At 29.8% G+C, this 17,398-nt stretch carries 18 protein-coding genes and 2 pseudogenes; 9 read left to right on the forward strand and 11 right to left on the reverse strand.

Annotated elements, in window-relative coordinates:
• Nucleotides 1–4 precede the first annotated feature (4 nt).
• The 9 genes and pseudogenes from I6E31_04835 to I6E31_04875 form a co-directional block, all read right to left on the reverse strand.
• Nucleotides 5–946, reverse strand: coding sequence for a succinylglutamate desuccinylase/aspartoacylase family protein (locus I6E31_04835; protein MCF2639297.1), 942 nt, complete (start codon nucleotides 944–946; stop codon nucleotides 5–7).
• Nucleotides 934–1,920, reverse strand: a complete 987-nt coding sequence (locus tag I6E31_04840; protein MCF2639298.1) for an ABC transporter ATP-binding protein — start codon at nucleotides 1,918–1,920, stop codon at nucleotides 934–936. The genes I6E31_04835 and I6E31_04840 overlap by 13 nt, the downstream gene beginning before the upstream one ends.
• On the reverse strand, nucleotides 1,910–2,689 hold the full coding sequence (locus I6E31_04845; protein MCF2639299.1) for an ABC transporter ATP-binding protein: 780 nt from the start codon (nucleotides 2,687–2,689) through the stop codon (nucleotides 1,910–1,912). Before I6E31_04845 ends, I6E31_04840 begins: the two co-directional genes overlap by 11 nt.
• Nucleotides 2,690–2,700: 11 nt before the next feature.
• Nucleotides 2,701–3,192, reverse strand: a pseudogene (locus tag I6E31_04850) (ABC transporter substrate-binding protein).
• Nucleotides 3,189–3,527 (reverse strand): annotated as a pseudogene (locus I6E31_04855) (ABC transporter permease). Before I6E31_04855 ends, I6E31_04850 begins: the two co-directional pseudogenes overlap by 4 nt.
• Before the next feature lie 123 nt (nucleotides 3,528–3,650).
• Nucleotides 3,651–4,967, reverse strand: coding sequence for an MATE family efflux transporter (locus I6E31_04860; protein MCF2639300.1), 1,317 nt, complete (start codon nucleotides 4,965–4,967; stop codon nucleotides 3,651–3,653).
• A gap of 134 nt (nucleotides 4,968–5,101) precedes the next feature.
• A complete protein-coding gene (locus I6E31_04865) occupies nucleotides 5,102–5,497 on the reverse strand; it encodes an META domain-containing protein (GenBank protein MCF2639301.1) in 396 nt (131 codons plus the stop codon).
• Between the two features lie 79 nt (nucleotides 5,498–5,576).
• Nucleotides 5,577–5,852 carry a hypothetical protein gene (locus I6E31_04870; protein MCF2639302.1) on the reverse strand — a complete coding sequence of 92 codons (276 nt, stop codon included), beginning with the start codon at nucleotides 5,850–5,852 and terminating at the stop codon, nucleotides 5,577–5,579.
• 12 nt (nucleotides 5,853–5,864) lie between these two features.
• Entirely contained in the window at nucleotides 5,865–6,677 is an 813-nt protein-coding gene (locus tag I6E31_04875; GenBank protein ID MCF2639303.1) for a histidinol-phosphatase HisJ family protein, read from the reverse strand.
• A 332-nt stretch (nucleotides 6,678–7,009) separates the two neighbouring features.
• Between I6E31_04875 and I6E31_04880 the strand changes: the two genes are divergently transcribed.
• From I6E31_04880 to I6E31_04910, 7 genes are all read left to right on the forward strand, one after another.
• Nucleotides 7,010–7,969, forward strand: coding sequence for a LacI family DNA-binding transcriptional regulator (locus I6E31_04880; protein MCF2639304.1), 960 nt, complete (start codon nucleotides 7,010–7,012; stop codon nucleotides 7,967–7,969).
• A gap of 1 nt (nucleotide 7,970) precedes the next feature.
• On the forward strand, nucleotides 7,971–8,885 hold the full coding sequence (gene rbsK / locus I6E31_04885; protein ID MCF2639305.1) for a ribokinase: 915 nt from the start codon (nucleotides 7,971–7,973) through the stop codon (nucleotides 8,883–8,885).
• Nucleotides 8,885–9,292 (forward strand): D-ribose pyranase, encoded by a 408-nt coding sequence (gene rbsD, locus I6E31_04890; protein ID MCF2639306.1) that lies wholly within the window; start codon nucleotides 8,885–8,887, stop codon nucleotides 9,290–9,292. Before rbsK ends, rbsD begins: the two co-directional genes overlap by 1 nt.
• Nucleotides 9,293–9,301: 9 nt before the next feature.
• The gene (gene rbsA, locus I6E31_04895; protein ID MCF2639307.1) at nucleotides 9,302–10,798 is read left to right on the forward strand and encodes a ribose ABC transporter ATP-binding protein RbsA; all 1,497 of its coding nucleotides are present in this window, start codon (nucleotides 9,302–9,304) and stop codon (nucleotides 10,796–10,798) included.
• The gene (rbsC, locus tag I6E31_04900; protein ID MCF2639308.1) at nucleotides 10,791–11,717 is read left to right on the forward strand and encodes a ribose ABC transporter permease; all 927 of its coding nucleotides are present in this window, start codon (nucleotides 10,791–10,793) and stop codon (nucleotides 11,715–11,717) included. Before rbsA ends, rbsC begins: the two co-directional genes overlap by 8 nt.
• Nucleotides 11,718–11,732: 15 nt before the next feature.
• On the forward strand, nucleotides 11,733–12,602 hold the full coding sequence (gene rbsB, locus I6E31_04905) for a ribose ABC transporter substrate-binding protein RbsB (GenBank protein ID MCF2639309.1): 870 nt from the start codon (nucleotides 11,733–11,735) through the stop codon (nucleotides 12,600–12,602).
• 279 nt (nucleotides 12,603–12,881) lie between these two features.
• Nucleotides 12,882–14,273, forward strand: a complete 1,392-nt coding sequence (locus tag I6E31_04910; protein MCF2639310.1) for an alanine:cation symporter family protein — start codon at nucleotides 12,882–12,884, stop codon at nucleotides 14,271–14,273.
• 149 nt (nucleotides 14,274–14,422) lie between these two features.
• Here the strand turns inward: I6E31_04910 and I6E31_04915 are convergent, their stop codons facing one another.
• Together I6E31_04915 and I6E31_04920 are read right to left on the reverse strand one after the other, a co-directional pair.
• The gene (locus I6E31_04915) at nucleotides 14,423–14,701 is read right to left on the reverse strand and encodes an HU family DNA-binding protein (GenBank protein MCF2639311.1); all 279 of its coding nucleotides are present in this window, start codon (nucleotides 14,699–14,701) and stop codon (nucleotides 14,423–14,425) included.
• 148 nt (nucleotides 14,702–14,849) lie between these two features.
• Nucleotides 14,850–15,407 (reverse strand): tyrosine-type recombinase/integrase, encoded by a 558-nt coding sequence (locus tag I6E31_04920; protein ID MCF2639312.1) that lies wholly within the window; start codon nucleotides 15,405–15,407, stop codon nucleotides 14,850–14,852.
• A 140-nt stretch (nucleotides 15,408–15,547) separates the two neighbouring features.
• Here I6E31_04920 and I6E31_04925 point away from each other — a divergent pair, with 140 nt between their 5' ends.
• Both I6E31_04925 and I6E31_04930 read left to right on the forward strand, forming a co-directional pair.
• On the forward strand, nucleotides 15,548–16,717 hold the full coding sequence (locus tag I6E31_04925) for an amidohydrolase (GenBank protein MCF2639313.1): 1,170 nt from the start codon (nucleotides 15,548–15,550) through the stop codon (nucleotides 16,715–16,717).
• 188 nt (nucleotides 16,718–16,905) lie between these two features.
• On the forward strand, nucleotides 16,906–17,398 hold a 493-nt coding region (locus tag I6E31_04930), incomplete at its 3' end, for an IS66 family transposase zinc-finger binding domain-containing protein (protein MCF2639314.1).

The raw sequence follows: 17,398 nt of genomic DNA on the forward strand, positions 1-17,398 counted from the left end.
ATCATTATTTATCTAATTTTCCATATGCAACTAAAGGATCATCTTTAGGAATAGCTAAACTAATTGTTTGATATAAAATAATTCCATCAAATTCTGCTTTAAAAGTGTAAAGTTCATTACCAAAACAATCTTTAATCTCTCCTAAAATATCACCTTTTTTTATAAAATCTCCAGCTTTAAATTTAGGATACCAATATCCATCACAAGGAGATTCAAGATATTTAGCCTCTATTATCTCTTTTTGTTCTATTTTTTCTAAAGAATCATATTTTATAATCTCTAAATAAGATAAAAACTCTTTTAAACATTTTTTATATTTAATAAGATTTTCATTTTTTATATTTCCATTTCCTCCCAACTCTATAAGCAAAGCTGGAATTCCTTGGATAGCAGCTGAGTTATAAGCACCAGTACTTGCCTTTGATCTAACTCTTATAGGAAGAGAAATATTAGATGCAACTTCATGGGAAAAATCTATAATCTCCCTTTCTCCTATTCCTGGAGCATAAATAAAAGGCATAACCTCTTCAAATAGATCTCCACCATGAACATCAATAAAAAAATCTAATTGAGGATAAAGATATTTTGAAAAAGTAAAAGCTATCTTCTCAGATATAGTTCCATTTTCATCTCCAGGAAAAACTCTATTTAAATTTTTACTATCTTCTGGAACTATTCTTGAAACTCTTTTAAAAAAACCAGAATAATTTATTGTATGTAAAATTATTAAAATTCCATTTATATTTTCTGGAGTAAATTCATTTGCTAAATCAATAGCAGCTTGAATACTTGTATATTCACAATTATGGATCCCAGCAGATATACAAATAGTTTTTCCTTTATTCTTTCCATAAATAACAGTAACAGGAATATTATAGTTATCTATCTTCCAAAAACCAGAATACTTTTCTCCCACATTACAAGTAATATTTCCTAGTTTAAACATTCTTCCTCCTTTTTTTCTATCAAATGACATGCTACCTTATGATTTACCTCAATCTCTTTTAATAGTGGTTTCTCATTTTTACAAATTTCCATAGCATATTCACATCTATTTACAAAAGGACAACCTTTTGGAACATCTAGAGGGCTGGGAACATCTCCAGATAATAATTTTACCTTATTTTCAGAAAATGTATTTAAAGTAAATACTGCATTTAAAAGAGCTTTTGTATATGGATGAAATGCTATATCTTGCATTTTATCTGAATCCATCACTTCAACAACATTCCCTAAATACATAACAGCAATCTCTTGAGAGAAAGACTTAACTAACATTAAATCATGGCAAATAAATAGAATACTTAAATTCTTTTCCTTTTGAAGTTTTCTTAAAAGTTTTATAATACTACTTTGAACAGAAACATCTAAGGCAGATGTAGCTTCATCACAAATTAATATTTCTGGTTCTAAAGATATTGCTCTAGCTATTCCTATTCTTTGAAGTTGTCCTCCACTTAAATTATGCGGATATAATTCTAAATATTCTTCAGATAGTTCAACCATATTTAATAGTTCTTTAGCTTTTTCATATTTTAATTTTTTATCTAACAACCCATAGTTTAGAAGTGGCTCTGTTAAAATATCTATTATTTTCATTTTAGGATTAAAGGCAGACATTGCATCTTGAAATATCATTTGAATATTTTTTCTATTTAACCATATCTCATGTTTGTTAAATTTAGATATATCTTGATTTTTATAAACAATACTTCCAGATGTAATATTTTCAAGGTGCATAATCATTCTTACAAAAGTTGATTTTCCACATCCACTCTCTCCTACAATACCGAAACATTTTCCTTTTTTCAAATCTATATTAACTTTGTCACAAGCTGTTAAAGATCTATTATTTGGAGTTTTAAATATTTTAGTTACATCTTTAGCTTGTAAAATTATATCTTTATTATTAGATTCCATATTTTTCTTCAACTCCTGGAACAGAATTTAACAGTATTTTTGTATAATCGCTTTTAGGTGAGTTTATAATCTCTTGAGGTGTTCCCTGTTCTAAAACATCTCCTTTTTTCATCACTATAATTCTATCTGACATATAAGCAGCAACTCCTAAATTATGTGTCACTATAAGAATAGTTGTACCATAGTTTTTTCTTAAATTCAAAAGTTCCTCTACTATTTGAGCTTGAGTAGTTACATCAAGGGCACTAGTAGGCTCATCAGCTAAAAGAACTTTAGGATTAAAGGTCATAGCTATTGCAATTCCCACTCTCTGACACATTCCCCCACTTAATTGGTGGGGATAGCTGTTCATTACATTTTCAGGAGTTGGAAGATTCATCTTTTTTAACATTAATATAGCTTTTTCCTTAGCTTCTTCTTTTGATAAATTTGAATGTTCTTGGATATACTCAATAAATTGAACACCTATTTTTCTAATTGGATTTAATGTATTTCTACTATCTTGAAAGATCATAGTTATATCTTTTCCATGTTTATTTTTTAAATTAGAATTATTTAAGATCTCTTCATTTTCAAAAAGAATACTTCCACTTAAAATTTTACTATTTTTATTTAAAGCTCCAATAATACTTTTTATTACAGTAGTTTTTCCACTTCCACTCTCTCCGACTATTCCTATTATTTCACCTTTTTTTACTGAAAGATTAAAGTTATTTACTACTGGTACTTTATTGCCATATTGAATAGTTAAATTAGTAATATTTAACATAAATTTATCTCCTATTTTATATTTGTTTTATTTGTTATCCAATAGTAATCAGTTGGAAACATAACTGCATTTTCTATATTTTTAGTTGTTATTAAATATGTAGTTTCATATCCAAAGAATATAGTAGGGATATCATTCATTATTAATTGTTGAATCTCTATCATCATATCTTTTCTTTTTTCTTCATCAAATTCAGAGGCAAGCTTATCTAATAATTCATCAACTTTTTCATTTTTATATCCTGTTTGGTTAGTAGCTGATTTGCTATACCAGTTTTCACGTAGATATTTTTCAGGATCTCCAGTATTAGCTACAAGAACATTCCAAATAAGAAGATCAAATTTTCCTGAATCTCTTAAATCCAATAGTGTTTCATAACTAACAGTATTTATTTTCACATTGATTCCAACTTCTTTAAGGCTTATTTGAGCAGCTTGAGCATAGATTTTTAACTCTTCTCTACTTGTATATATTACAAAATTTAACTCTAATTTTTTTCCATCATTAAAACCAATGATGAAAGAGTTAATTTTAATGTTGTAATAAAGCTACTAAATAATTTTGTTGCAACAGGTACTTTCATTGAATAAGAGTAACCTAAATCGCCTTTGCAAAATTTTAACAGCCAATTTCCATATTGAATTAAAAAAGGTTTGTCTAATCCTAATTCAGCTCTAGTTTTTGCTAACAATTCTGGAGTTGGAATATTTCCACACTCAGTGAGCATTATTTCAGCTGGATCTCCAGGAGAAAGATAGATAAGACTAAAAGTAAAAAAACTTATTCCAAATAACACAATCAGTATTTGGAGCATCCTGTTGAGAAACTGACTTTTCATAAAACTTTCCTCAAAATCTTTATACTTTAGATTTTGATAAAAATTTCTTTCTCAACACTATTTAGCAAAGAGCATAAAAAAATACACCCTTAACCTTAAGATAAGATTTTAGGTGTAATTTTCTTAAAATATATCCCCTTTTCTTTTTAAAATCAATCCACAAAGGAAAGTCATAAAATCAGAGAAAGGAAAAGCTAACCAAACTCCATTTTCTCCCAATAGAGGTGGCAAAATCAAAAGACCTAATATAACAAAAACTGTACTTCTTAAAACTGAAAGTATATTAGCTGCCTTTGCTTTATCTTTTGACTGTAAAAATGATATATCAACAAAGTTTGCTCCAACAAAGATTATAGCACATGAATATAAACTCAATCCATGCCATGCCATTTTAACAAGTTCTCCATCTTCACTAAACAGCTTAATAACACTATCTCCAAAGAAGTTTACCCATATTAATATGATAATAGCTATAACAAAGGCTACTATATGCCCAATCTTGTAAGTTTCCTTAACCCTATCAAATTTTTGTTCTCCATAGTTGTAACTTACTATTGGTTGAATACCTTGTCCAAGCCCATTGTATAACATTCTAAATATATAGAACACATAGCCAGCAATACAGAAAGCTGAAACTCCCATCTCTCCACTATATTTCATAAATGAGATATTAAATAGTATTGTGATCAATGCCACAGCAAACTCCATAATAAATGATGGAAATCCTATGCTCCATATCTTTTTCAAAGTTTCAAATTTTATTCTATTTTCAAAATAGAATTTAAATCTTGAACCAGGTTTTAAAAAGTAGTGTATTAAAAATAGCATAGAGGCAAATTGCCCTATTCCAGTTGCCACAGCAGCACCAAATATTCCCCATTCAAATTTCATTATAAAGAGCCAATCTAAAAATATATTTGTAATTGCACCAATTACCATTGATAAAAAAGCATAAGTAGGGGATTTATCATTTCTTACTACTGCATTAAGTGAATTGGAAATCATTAGAAATCCCAGTGCAAAGGTACAAGGGTACATATATTTTTTTACTATAGGCATAAGGTTATCATTAGCCCCCATAAGATATATTATCTTCTCATTAAAAACAAGTACTGCTAAAAGTATCAAAAGATAAGCAGTGACATTTAATATGATAATATATGAAAAGCATCTGTTACAATGCTCTTTATCTTTAGGATTTAAAGATATAAGAGTTGCTCCCCCTATTCCAAACATAAGGCTAAGAGCAGCACCAAAATTTATAATTGGATAGCCGAGATTTAAAGCTGCCAATCCCTCTGCTCCCACACCTCGACCAACAAACACACCATCTACAATAGCATATAGAGCAGTAACTATCATTCCAGTAACAGCAGGAATAGAAAAATTTAAAAATAATTTAGTAATAGAATCCTTTCCCAAACTAATACTTTTAGCCATTATATTCTCCTTTTTATTAAAATTTTTCAATTAAAAAAATGTCAAAAAGAGAAACCTCTTTCTAACATTTTTTATTTTAGGGATACCGAAGTATCCCTTTATTATTATATTACAATTTAACTATCTAAAATCTTTTATTTTGCTTCAAATATAAGTTCTTGATTATCTTTAGTTGTAATTATAATTTTATTATCTTCCATTTGAATTTTATCAGCTTCACTTAAAAGTTGTAGATATTCCATTTCAGCTGCCATTTTATCTTGTGGTCCAGCCATCATAGTAGATGCTACATTACTTACATCAAGATCTTCACCATTGATTACAGCTCCACCAAAATATCTATTTACACCTGAGAATCCAAATACTTTACCATCTTCAAAGGCAATTGTAATATCAGCATTTTGGTATTTATTAGTTAAATGATATTCTTGAGGTGCTTTTTCAGCTACTGCTTCCTTTTTTTCTTCTACTGAACTACAACCTACTAATAAAGTTCCTGCTGCTATAAGTGTCATTAATTTTTTGTACATTAACAATCCCTCCTAATTATTTAAAATAGTCTTGTCTACACTCTAACATTTTTTTTTAATTAAAGCAACCCTTATTTTACTATTTTAAATACTTTTTCTTTACCACTAAATCGTCTTTTCCCTCTCCTAATCTAAACTCATCATATAATTCGTCATCATCATCTACATATACAGTAGCATCAATAACATCACCTTTTCTAATCTTTAATTTAGAAAAATCTCTGATATCTCTAACTACATACTCCTCTTCCCATTTAGAACAGTAAACAACTAAATCACCTTTTAATTTTTTAGCAGTTTTAATAAATGATTTTATTACCTCATCAAGAGTTATTTTACTAACTTCATAAGCCATAATTTTCACCTCTTACTTTATTTTTTTAAATGATGGTTGCATCTTATCAAAGGAAGATATATATTTTACACCTATGCTTTCTAAAAAGTCATATACTCTATCAAAATCCATAGTCATATAATCTTTTATATGAGAATCTGATCCAATAGTTAAGATCTCTCCCCCTAATTCATAATATCTTTTTAAAATATCTGTACAAGGATAGAATCTATCCTCTCTATATCTATAACCTGAAGTATTAACTTCTATTCCTTTTCCCTTTTCTATTAATTTTTTTAAGATAACATCAATTATATCAAAATGTTTTTTATAATCTAAACCTCTAAATTTTTCTCCACCATATCTTGTAACAAAATCTATATGTCCATACACATTAAATTCATTGTATTTTTCAATATTTTGTAAAACATATTCAAAATATAGATTGTGTACCTCGTCCTTTGTTCTTCCAGCTTGAATCTCTCCAAATGCTAAATCCACTCTATCAATAGCATGGCTTGAGGCTATTACAAAATCAAAAGGGTATTTTTTTATAACACTTTCAAGATAATCTTTAGTGTGTGGTTGTACTCCTACTTCTACACCAAATTTAACATCTATATCTTTTTTATATTTTTCTCTTAACTCAAAAACTCTCTTTGCATATCTATCTACATCTAAAATCCAGTTGTCAGTCATTCCCTCTATATCATACTCAAGATGATCTGTTAAAGCTATCTCTTCAAGACCTAATCTAATTCCCTCTTTAACTATCTCTTCTATATTTTGTGTCGAATCTCCTGAAAACTCACTATGCAGATGATAGTCACTTATTATTTTATTCAAAATCTTCTCCTCCTTAAAATATAAAATTTATTCTCATCTATATTGTATCATATTTTTTTAATTAATTACACTTTTCTTACATATATTTTTTTAGTTCCATATTCTATACAATTTAATATGATATGTAATTTTTTCAAAATATCTTATTAATTTTTTTCTCTTTTAGAATTATTTAATCAAAAATAATATAAAAATTTTCTATGATTTATTGAAATAATTTTCAATAATGTACATCATATAAATTATTAATCTTTCTCTATTGACAAAGTGAAGAGTGTAGATTAATATTATATTGTAAACGATTACATAACAAAATAAAAATGGTGATTTTTATGAATATGAAGGATATTGCCAAAGAATTAGGAATATCAGTAGCCACTGTTTCTCGAGCTATTAACAATAGCGAAAATATAAATCCTGAAACTAAAAAAAAGGTTTTAGAGTTTGTAGAAAAAAGTGGATATACTCCAAATGCAATAGCTAGGAATTTATCAAAGATGGAGAGTAAAACAATTGCTCTTTTGATTCCAAATATTAGTAACCCATTTTTTGCCTCACTTGTAGAGGAGATATGTAAAGCTTTTTCTAAAACACAATTTCAGATTGCACTATATAACACCTCTGAAGATTTAGAGCAAGAGAAAAAAGCTATAAAAAATATATTGGGAGAAAGAATTGCTGGAGTAATAGCTGTTTTAATCAAGGGGACATATGATAATAACCCTTTTGAATCATTGATAAATCACAATATTCCAGTTCTACTTTTAGATAGAGATACAACTTCATTTGAATTACCAGGAGTATTTTTAGATAACTTCAATGGAGCATACAAAGTTGTAAAAAAATTACTGGAGAAAGGGCATAGAAAAATTAGTATATTAACTGGAGATTTGAACTCGATTACTTCTCAAGAGAGATTAAGAGGGTATATTAAAGCTCACGAAGATATGGAGATTCCTTATTCAAAAGAGGATATATATGAGGGAGATTTCTTAGTTGATAGTGGATACAGTTTAGGAAAAGAGATTTTAAAAACTTCATCTACTGCACTATTCTCATCAAATAACCTTATGTTATTAGGTTTCTTAAAAGCAACTAGAGAGATGAAAAAAGATATTGATCTTGCTTGTTTTGAGGAGTTAGATATTTTAGATATATTTGATATTGAGGTTTTAGCTTGTAAAATTCCATTAAATATAATGGGAGAAAAGGTATTTGAACTATTTTTTACTGATAAAAACAAGAGAAAAAAAATATATATAGAACCGATTTTAAAAGAGGGTGATGAATAAGATGAAAAAAGTAGTTGTAGTTGGAAGTATAAATATGGATTTAGTCACTATGTGTCAGAGAGTACCAGAGGCTGGAGAAACTATTTTTGGAGATAAATTTTTTCAAGTTCCTGGAGGTAAGGGAGCAAATCAAGGAGTGGCTATTGGTAAGCTAGGAACAGAAGTTACTATGCTAGGAAAGGTTGGTAACGACTCTTTTGGAAATGATCTTATAAACTCTATGAAAAATAGTGGAGTTAATACTGAGTATATAGAGAGATCTGAAAGCTCTACTGGAATAGCTAAGATAATAGTTGAAGGAAATGGGCAAAATAGAATACTTGTTGTTTCTGGAGCTAATATGGATGTGGATAAAGATTACATTGATAGACATATAGATGTAATTAAAAATGCAGATATAGTTGTTACTCAATTGGAACTACCTTTATCAACAGTTGAATATGCTCTTGAAAAAGCAAAGGAGTTTGGAAAGATAACTATATTGAACCCTGCTCCAGCAGCTCCTTTAAGTGAAAAGATGATAAAGTCTAGTGATATTATTATACCTAACGAAACTGAGTTAAGTATGATTACTAAAATGGCTACTGATACTGAAGAGGAGATAAAAGCAGCTTGTGAAAAACTTTTAGCTATGGGAGTTAAAGAACTTATTGTTACACTAGGGAGCAAAGGGTCACTACATGTAAATAGAGAAAAATCAGAGTTTCACAGTGCATATATAGTAAAAGCTGTGGATACAACAGCAGCAGGTGACAGTTTTATTGGTGGTTTTGTTAAAGCTTTAAATGGAGATAATATAGATGAAGCAATAGAATTTGGAACTAAAGTATCAGCAATAGCAGTTACAAGAATAGGGGCTCAAAGTTCTATTCCTACATTAGAAGAGGTAAATGAATTTAAAGGGGTGAAAAGATAATGAAAAAAGGTAGATTATTAAATAGTGAACTTTCTTATGAGATTGCAAAAATAGGGCATACAGCTCATATTACTGTGTGTGATGCAGGTTTGCCAATCCCAAAAGATGTAAAAAGAATAGATTTAGCAATTGAAGCAGGAACACCAAATTTTATTCAAGTACTAAAACCAATATTAAGTGAGATGCAAGTGGAAGAGATAATTTTAGCAAGGGAGATACATGATCACAATATCCCTATGTATGCTGCAATTATGAAAGCATTTAAAGAGGCTGGAATGGATCCAAAAATAATTGAGGTATCACATGAGGAATTTAAAAAAATTACTCATGAAAGTGAAGTTATTGTAAGAACTGGAGAATGTTCACCTTATGCTAATATAATATTGAAATCAGGAGTTACTTTTTAGGAGAGATCTATGAATAAAGAGATTGTTTTAAAGATGAAAGATATAGTTAAGACATTTCCTGGGGTAAAGGCTTTAGATGGAGCTCAACTAAATATATATAAAGGTAGGGTTATGGCTCTACTAGGTGAAAATGGAGCTGGAAAATCTACTCTTATAAAAGTAATGACAGGTATCTATCAAATGGATAGTGGAACTATTGAACTAAAAGGGAAAAAGGTAGATTTTAAAAGTATCAATGATTCACAAGGTGAAGGAATTGCTGTTATTCACCAAGAGCTAAATCTTATACCTGAATTAAGTATTACAGAAAATATATTTTTAGGTAGAGAGATTACAAATAAATTTGGAAAGATAGATTCTAAGTTAATGGCAAAAGAGGCTAGATTTCTTTTAGATAAATTAAATGTAAAGGAAGATGGAAAAACTCTAGTAAAAGATTTAACTATTGGAAAGATGCAAATGGTTGAGATAGCTAAAGCACTTTCTCAAAATGCTAAAATTATAATAATGGACGAGCCAACAGATGCTCTTACTGATAGTGAAACTGAAAGTCTTTTTGAAGTTATTAGAGAGTTGACTAATGAAAATAAAAGTATTGTGTATATCTCACATAGATTAAAAGAGATTCCAGAGATATGTGATGATGTAACGATAATGAGAGATGGAAAGTTTATATGCGAAGCAGAGGTAAAGGATATAAATGAAGATTTTATAATCAAAAATATGGTTGGTAGAACTCTTGAAGAGCAGTTCCCTAGAGTTGAAATCCCTAGGGGAGAAGAGGTATTGAGAGTTGAAAATCTAAAAAATAGTTATGTTAATGATATCTCTTTTACTCTACATAAAAGTGAGATACTGGGAATATCAGGACTTATGGGAGCTGGTAGAACAGAGCTTGTAAGAACAATATATGGACATCTAAAGAAAGATTCTGGACATATCTATCTTGAAGGTGAAGAGATAAGTATGGGATCTGCTGCTGAAGGAGTCGCTAAGGGAATAGCTTATGTTTCAGAAGATAGAAAGGGAGATGGACTTGTTTTAGGAATGAGTGTTAAAGAAAATATGACACTTTCAGCAATGAATTTTATATCATCTTTCTTTAAATTAGATAAAAAATTGGAAAGAGAATCAGTTGAAGATTATATTGATAAGTTTGAGATAAAAACTCCTACTATGGAGCAAAAAATTAAAAATCTAAGTGGTGGAAATCAACAAAAGGTTGCTATTGCAAAGGCACTTTTAACTAATCCTAAAATTCTTATTTTAGATGAACCAACTAGAGGTGTAGATGTTGGAGCTAAAAAAGAGATCTATGATGTTATAAATGAATTGAAGAAAAAGGGAATGAGTATAATTATAGTATCATCTGAAATGCCTGAAATTTTAGGGCTTAGTGATAGAATTTTAGTTATTCATAACCATAAAATAACTGGGGAATTTTTAGGAAAAGATGCAACTCAAGAGAAGATTATGAGATGTGCAGTAGGAGGAAAAAATGATTAAAAAGATATTAAAGAATAAGCCTTTGATAGGACTTATACTTTTTTCAGCAATAGTAGCAGCTATCAATCCAAGATTTTTATCAGTGGCAAATATATTAAATGTATTTAGACAATCATCTATCAATGCTGTAATAGCAATAGGAATGACATTTGTAATTCTTACTGGGGGAATAGATCTATCAGTTGGATCTATCTTAGCATTTTGTGGAGCAGTAAGTGCTGCAATGCTAAGTTCAGGAATAAATCCTGTTTTAAGTTTATTAGTTGCTCTTGTTTTAGGGCTGTTCTTTGGAATAGTAAATGGATTTTTAGTTTCAGTTATGAAGTTACAAGCATTTATAGTAACATTAGTAACAATGACTTTCTTGAGAGGGGCGACACTTGTATTTACAAATGGTAAACCTATTACTGTTAATGATGGTGGTGCATTGTTTGAAAATATAGGAGGAGGGTATCTATTTAATATACCAATTCCTATCTATATAACACTTATACTATTTGTAGTAGGACACTATATTTTAACAAATACAAGATTTGGAAGATATACCTATGCTATTGGTGGAAATGAAGAGGCAACAAAACTTTCAGGTATCAAAGTTAATAAAATAAAAATATGGATATATGGTATATCAGGAGTTCTTGCAGCATTAGCAGGAATTATTACAACATCAAGATTGTTCTCTGCTCAACCTACTGCTGGAACTGGATATGAACTTGATGCTATTGCAGCTGTTGTTTTAGGTGGAACTTCTCTAGCTGGAGGGGTTGGGAAGATCACAGGAACAGCATTGGGAGCTATAATAATAGGTGTACTTGGAAATGCTCTTAACTTACTAGATGTATCATCATACTATCAAATGATGATAAAGGCAGCTGTTATATTAATTGCGGTTTTAATAGACAAGAAGTCTAACAAATAAAAGGGAGTGGTAGATATGACAAAATTTAAAAAATTATTTGGATTGGCAGGAATATTTTTAGCATTTGCAGCATCTGCATCAGCTGAAAGAATAGGACTTGTAATTTCTACACAAAATAACCCATTCTTTGTTACATTAAAAGAGGGAGCAGAGGCTAAAGCTAAAGAGTTAGGACACGATTTAATAGTTCTTGATTCTCAAGATAACCCAGCTAAAGAGTTAGGAAACGTTGAAGATCTTTTAGTTAAAGGTGTAGATGTACTACTTATCAACCCTACAGATTCAGATGCAGTTGTAAGTTCAGTTAAAGCAGCTAATAGAAATAAAATTCCAGTAGTTACTCTTGATAGAGCAGCAAATGGTGGAGAGGTTGTATCACACGTAGCATCTGACAATGTATTAGGTGGAGAGATGGCAGGAAACTTCATAGTTGAAAAACTTGGTGGAAAGGGTAAAGTTGTAGAACTTGAAGGAATCCCTGGTACTACTGCTGCAAGAGATAGAGGAACTGGATTTAATAAAGCTGTCAATGGAAAACTTGAAGTTGTAGCTAAACAAGCAGCTGACTTTGATAGAACAAAAGGATTAAATGTAATGGAAAATATTTTACAAGCTCAACCTGAAATTCAAGCTGTATTTGCTCACAATGATGAGATGGCACTTGGAGCATTAAAAGCTATTGAAGCATCTGGAAGAGATATATTTGTAGTTGGTTTTGATGCTACTGATGATGCTGTTGCTGCTGTAAAAGAGGGTAAACTTGCTGCAACAGTTGCACAAAAACCTGCTGAAATAGGGGCTATCGGTGTTGAAGTTGCTGATAAGATAGTTAAAAAACAAGCTGTTGAAAAGAATGTGCCAGTAGAACTTGAATTAGTTAAATAGATTTTTATTGAGGCTGTTGTAAATTGATGATTTAGTATCATTGATTTGCTCAGCCTCTTTTTATTTTTATAAAAAAAATATAGAGCACTTTTTTATAATTTCTTCCTGCTATATCCACTATTCAATTCTATTAAAAGAGCATTTCTAATATCTTGTAGTAAAAAATAAATTTTAATTAAAAATAGAAAAAAACTAGCTAGTAAGAATATTTATGATATAATATAAAAATATATATTTTTTGTTTAATGTAAAAAGTAAAAAAACTGAAGGAGGAAATTTATGGAACAAATATCTCAAATCATAGGAACAGTGAATAATCTCCTGTATTCCTATGTGCTAATTGCATTGCTTTTAGTTTTAGGAACTTATTTCTCAATCAAAACAGGATTTATTCAAGTAAGATATGTTGGGGAAATGTTTAGACTTTTAGGGGGGAAAAATTCAAAAAGTAAAAACGGAATCTCTTCTTTCCAAGCTTTTTGTATTTCAATAGCTTCTTGTGTAGGAACAGGAAACCTTGCAGGAGTTGCCATTGCCATAGTAATTGGAGGACCAGGAGCAGTTTTCTGGATGTGGCTTATAGCTTTAATTGGAATGTGTTCAAGTTTAGTTGAATGTACATTAGCTCAAATGTATAAAATAAAAGATGGAGATCATTTTAGAGGTGGACCAGCTTACTATATGGAGAAAGCTTTAAAAAAGAGATGGATGGGAGTTGTTTTCTCAATACTTATCTCTATAACATATGGTTTAGTATTTAACTCAGTCCAATCAAATACTTTAGCTTCAGCTTTTAATAAAGCTTTTGGAATTGATCAACTTTATGTAGGAATAGTCTTAGCAGTAGTTACAGCTGTAATTATTTTTGGGGGAATTAAAAGAATAGCCCATGTTGCTGAAGTATTAGTTCCAGTAATGGCAGTAGCTTATATTTTAGTAGCAATATTTATTGTTATAAAAAATATTGCTATGATCCCTTCTATTTTATCACTGATTTTTTCTAGTGCATTTGGATTGAAACCAGTGACAGGAGGGTTATTTGGAACTGTTATAATGCAAGGAATTAAGAGAGGATTATTTTCAAATGAGGCAGGAATGGGATCTGCTCCAAATGCAGCAGCTACATCAGATGTATCTCATCCTGTTAAACAAGGATTAGTTCAAGCTCTTGGAGTATTTACAGATACAGTAATAATTTGTTCTTGTACAGCTTTTATAATACTAATTTCAGAAGGGTACACTTCAGGAAATGTTACTGGAATTCAATTAACTCAAGATGCAATAGTTTCTGAAGTTGGTTCGTGGGGAGCAATATTTATAGCTGCTTGTATACTGTTTTTTGCATTTTCATCAGTAATTGGGAATTATTATTATGGAGAAACTAATATTGAATTTATAAAAGCTAATAAAAATTGGTTAACAGTTTATAGAGTTGCAGTTGTTCTAATGGTTTTATATGGTTGTATCACAGATTTGCCATTTGTATGGAACTTAGCAGATCTGTTTATGGGACTAATGGCAACAATGAATCTATTAACAATAGCAGTTCTTGCTAAATTTGCTTTTGCAGCTATCAAAGATTATGAAAAACAGAGAAAAGCTGGAAAAGATCCAGTATTTAAAGCTAATAGTATTCCAGAATTAAAAAATACAGAGTGTTGGGATGATTAAAATTACTCTGTTATCAATTATTAATTTTTAACTTAGATTAAGGCTGAAAGAATTTTAAAATTTTTTCAGCCTTTCTTTATGTTTAAGGAAATTAAAAAACTACACCCTTTATATATGAGTGTAGTCCTAAATTTTAGCTTTATAATTAATTACATCTCTTTTACTCTATCAGCTAATAATTTACCAACTTTAAATTTAACAGCTTTCTTACCAGGAATAGTCATTCTTTCTTTAGTTTGAGGATTTCTAACTTCTCTACTTGCTCTCTCTTTTACTTCCCATTTTCCCCAACCAACAAAAGTAATACTATCTCCATTTAATAGTGTATCTTCTACTGTATCTAGAAATAATGCTACTGCTCTTTCAGCTTCTTTTTTAGTAAATCCACCTTTTTCTGCATATAATTCAACAAATTCTTTTTTAGTCATAGTTGCCTCCCTATTTTCTAGTTTCTTTGCCTATACTATATATATACCCTTTATTTTGGGATTTGTAAATAAAAAAATTAATTTTTTTTATATTTTTTAGTGATTTTAACATAAAATTAACAAATATCAAATAAAATTAAACTATATGTTACAAAATTATTTTAAACTCCTGTGATGCTGAATTTACTTCATTATCCGTAACTCCTAGATATTTTTGTGTTACAACTACTGAAGAGTGATTAAGAAGCCTTATTACCAATTCAATATTATATCTGTTATTAATATATTGGATATGTGCATATGTTTTTCTAAAACTATGGGTAGAAAAATTTTCAACCTCTGTACACTTAGAAACTTTTTGTAAAAACTTTTGTACCCATCTTATGGAAAAAGTAAACAGATTATCATTTCCACTAATATTTTTTCTCTTACAGTAATCCTTTATAATTTCAACTACCTCATCATTGATCTTTCTATTTTGACGTTTACCTGTTTTTTGTTCAACTATATCTATCCTCTCATTAGTTATATCCCTCACTTTTAAATTTAATACGTCACCTATTCTCAATCCTGTATTTAATTGTATAAAACATATGAGATAAATTTGTGGATTCGCTCTTATTCTCACACCATTTCTATAACCTCCATTTTTAATATAGTTAAAAACCTTTTCTAGTTCATACTTCTCTAATGCTCTAGTTTTCATAATATTTTCCTCCTTATTTTATAGGTATATATAACTATATTATTTATTCGTTATATTTATGCAATTTAATTCTTATATCTAGCTTTATTTTTAATTTTGTTATAAAATATACTTATTATACATATTGGGAGGTTTTAAATATGCTTATTATTAAAAATGGTACTGTACTTGATGTAGAAAAATCTAAAAGTGCAAAAAAGGATATCTCAATAGAAGATGGAAAAATTGTTGCAATTAAAAAAAGTATCAGAGCAAAAAAAGATGATTGTGTAATTGATGCTGAAGGTAAGATAGTTGCTCCAGGATTTATTGATGCTCATTGTCACTTAGGACTTATGGGAGATAGTGTTGGTTTTGAAAATGATGATGTAAATGAAAAATCAGATCCTATCACTCCTCAAATGAGAGCTATTGATGCTCTTGATCCTATGGATAGAGTATTTAAAGAAGCTTATCAAGGTGGAATAACAGCAGTTGCTACTGGACCTGGAAGTGCTAATGTTATTGGTGGACAATTTGCAGCAGTTAAAACTTTTGGTAAAAGAATAGATAAGATGATTATAAAAGCTCCAATAGCTATGAAATGTGCATTTGGAGAAAATCCAAAAAGATTTTATGGAACTAAAGGTAAGATGCCTACAACTAGAATGGGAACAGCCGCTCTTATGAGAGAGGCTCTATATAAAGCAAAGGAATATATGGAAAAATTAGAGGCTGCTGGAGATGATATCTCTAAAAAACCAGCTTATGATGCTAGATGGGAAGCTCTTATCCCTGTATTCAAAAAAGAGATACCTTTAAAAGCTCATGCTCATAAAGCTAATGATATTTTTACAGCTATTAGAATAGCTAAAGAGTTTGATGTTAAGATGACATTAGATCACTCAACAGATGCTAGATGTATAGTTGATGAGTTAGCTGAAGAAAATTTCCCTATGATAGTAGGACCAAGCCTTGGACATAGAACAAAGGTTGAATTAGTAAATAAATCATTTAAAACTGCTGGAGTTTTAAATAAAGCTGGAATAAAAATGTCAATAACTACTGATAGCCCTGTTATACCTCTACACCATCTACCACTTTGTGCTGCTCTAGCTGTTAAAGATGGTTTAGATAAATGGGAAGCATTAAAGGCTATATCTATCAATCCAGCTGAAATTTTAGGACTTGAAGATAGAATAGGATCTATAACAGTTGGTAAAGATGCAGATATTGTTATTTGGTCAAATGATCCTCTACAAGTAGATGCTAAAGTTGAATATACTATTATAGATGGTAAAGTTGTTTTCTCAGGAGAAGAGGAAGAATAAAACAGAGAAGGGTATAAAGCATGAACTTTATACCCTTTTGTTTTAAGCATGTAACTATCTATGTAACTACTCAGCTATAAATTAAAATTTGAGACTCAAGTTCAAAAAAAATGGGCTTGGGTCTTTTTTTGTGTCAAAAAATATGCTACAATATCAAAGTAAAATTTGAAAAGAGGGGGTGAACTTTTATGGAAATTAAAGTTGAAGATTTGTTACTTGAAATCGCCAAACTTAGAAAAGAAATTGAAAAGTTAAAAATCGAAAATGAACAATTAAAAAGGGAAAATGCTATGCTTAAAGCTAGACTTGGAATGAATAGTTCTAATAGCAGTTTTCCTCCATCTTCTGATAAATTTGGTAAAAAAAAAGATAAAAACAGATCGTTGAGAAAGAAAAGTGGCAAAGCATCAGGCGGGCAAATCGGTCATAAAGGTTCTACTCTTGAAAAAGTTGATAATCCTGATTTCGTTATTGAACTTCCTAATGAGATTTGCCCTCATTGTGCTGCTAACTTAAAAGATGTTAAAATAGAGGAAGTTAAAACTCGTCAAGTTTTTGATATTCCTGAAATTAAAATCAATGTTACTGAATATCAGGCACATTTAAAAACTTGCCCACATTGCAATAAAAAATCAATATCTGAATTTCCTGAAAATGTTACCCATAATGCCCAATATGGTG

It is taken from the genome of Fusobacterium varium (genome assembly GCA_021531615.1).
GTDB lineage: Bacteria > Fusobacteriota > Fusobacteriia > Fusobacteriales > Fusobacteriaceae > Fusobacterium_A > Fusobacterium_A varium_C.